The 2,358-nt window shown below is 43.5% G+C and carries 2 protein-coding genes; both read right to left on the bottom strand.

Translation table 11 applies throughout. From position 1 onward, the window contains the following. Nucleotides 1-180: 180 nt before the first annotated feature. Nucleotides 181-909 carry a hypothetical protein gene (locus tag B147_RS0107930; RefSeq protein ID WP_157237820.1) on the bottom strand — a complete coding sequence of 243 codons (729 nt, stop codon included), beginning with the start codon at nt 907-909 and terminating at the stop codon, nt 181-183. A 16-nt stretch (nt 910-925) separates the two neighbouring features. Next, nucleotides 926-2,140, bottom strand: coding sequence for an anion transporter (locus tag B147_RS0107925; protein WP_020586677.1), 1,215 nt, complete (start codon nt 2,138-2,140; stop codon nt 926-928). Nucleotides 2,141-2,358: the final 218 nt, after the last annotated feature.

Raw genomic sequence — 2,358 nt, 5'->3', positions numbered from 1 at the left:
ACTTGGGCAACTCAAGCTGAATTAATGGTGGAGCAATCAATGACAATGAAGGGTGAAAAACGAAAAACGCACATTTTNAAAGAGCGAAATCCAAGGTTAATGGAGTTAAATAAAGAAGCGGATCAACAACTATAAAAACTTCTCAGAATTTTTGAGTGAACCCTATCTGCCTGCCAGTTTTCAATTTGACCAAGTGCCAAGGTATTGGGCAATCATCTCATTTGTACTGGTGTTTTTTATCTTAACCGTAATTGGAAAAATGTTAGCCTCATTATCGGCATCGCCTGGACATCTTTTAAGTATGGTGCCGGTGTTATGTAAGGCTATTTTACCGTCATTCATTAGTCCTCGTATGTTTCCTTGGACAACGAATATGATCTCTTTTTCTATGTTCTTTAAAAACCGGGCCTGAATTTTATTAATATGAAGGAAGACAAATTGATTTAAATGTTTCGTCGGGGCCGCTGTGCCTTTGCCAAGATATTTTTTATTTTGCCATATGCAACGTAAATTAGATGGTCCAAAACATTGATTACAAGTTTTAAATATAGAGAATTGATCGGCAAGCCCTTTTGGTATGGAGACCTTCAAGACCGACTTGGATTGGGTGTATTCTATACAAGCGTTGCCAAGATTGGTGCATTTTATGGTTTTTCCACATAATAAGTAGTTGTCCTTTGGTTGGCAGTCATACCACCAATTTATAATTTTGTATAAAAGAAAGACGTGTTGGTCATCAATGTAGTATTTTTCGGATAGGTAATCGTTAAAGTATATTTCAGAGCAAGATACCGTGCTGGAGTTTAAATGAAGACATAAAAAAAACACCAATAGAGGTATTACGCCTGATATATTTCTATATCCGGCAGATTTTCGTACAGCATAAGTTGATAACACTAAAAAAGGCAAAAGTAGGGAAACCTTGTCACAGCCATGTCCATGCTACCAGCACAAGAAGTGACATAAGGGTCACGGGGATACCGATTCTGGCGTGTTCCTTAAAGGATATAACCACGCCATGGCCCGAGGCTTTTTCAACTACAATCAAGTTCGCGATACTGCCCAAAAGAAAAAGGTTCCCGGCAAAGGTGCTGGAAAGTGCCAGAATATACCAGGGTTCGGGAATGGCCTGATCCAGACATGGAATCACTATCATCACGGCCGGGACATTGCTGAAAAGATTGGACAGGACAACAGAAACACCGGTGAGGAATGCTGGTTGAGTAAGTTCAAAGCCTTTTTGGGATAGGAATTCGAGTACTTGTTCCGGAAGATGGGCCAGGGAAATTCCGTGAATAATAATGAAAAGTGCGCAGAACAAGGTGATCAAATGCCAGTCAACCAGAGCCATCATATCCCGGCTTTTCATTTTTCGGCTGAGCAGAAGTGATCCTGCCACGGACAGGGTGGAGAGATCCCTTGGAATGTCAGTCAGGTAAAGTCCCACCAGCACCACCACAGCCAGAATTCCTTTTCCAGTTTGCCAGCAATCAAAACGAGGCAGGGCTATGTCGTTCCCATTTATGGTCTCATTTTTTTCAAGGATCAGATCCTTTCGATAATACATTGCAATTATACCGAAAGCGGCCACCAGTGAAAGAAAAGACGGCATATATGCCCAGAGAAAGAACGCTTCAAAGGAAAGACGTCCCACCTGGCCGATGAGCATATTCTGTGGATTCCCGATCAGTGTGGACGCAGACCCGATATTGCTCGACACAGCCAGGCCCAGTAAAAAGGGAACAGGATTTAATCCTGCCCGTTTGAGAGAACAGGCCAGAATCGGTGCCATGGCAAAGCAGATAATATCGTTGGCAAGAACGGCGGAAAGGACCGCGGAAAGAAGCATGCTCACCAGAAGAAACAAACGGGGACGGTCTGAAAACCCAAGGACTTTTTCAGCGACAGCGGTGTAAAACCCGCCGAGACGTAGCTGGGCTGAAATAATCATCAGCCCATACAAAAGGCAGAGGGTTGGAAAGTCAATGCAACGTACCGCGTCCTGAGGAGATACCGAGCCTAAGGCAACCATGGCGATGGCCCCCAAGATGGCAATGCCAACCCTGTCCAAAGCCAGGCCGGGGATTCGTCCCATGGCGATTCCCAGATAACTCACAATAAAAATAACCAGTGCCGTCATGGTCCGCCTCCCACAATAGTAAATTCTATGACAGCATATACACCCAAAGGGATAGTTACGAACATTTAATTTTTATTTTATGGAATAATTCGTTGAGGTGGACTGAAGACGATTGTATTCCCGGCGGGCGCATTCCCATTTTCCCGGTTTGAAAAAAGCCTATCTTTGAGAACAAAAAACGTGATAGTTTCTTCTCGCTGAGACGACTATAAAATTGG

It is taken from the genome of Desulfobacter curvatus DSM 3379, from assembly GCF_000373985.1.
GTDB lineage: Bacteria > Desulfobacterota > Desulfobacteria > Desulfobacterales > Desulfobacteraceae > Desulfobacter > Desulfobacter curvatus.
The sequence above is the reverse complement of the archived record's forward strand: the minus strand, read 5'-3'. Positions and strand labels throughout refer to the sequence as shown.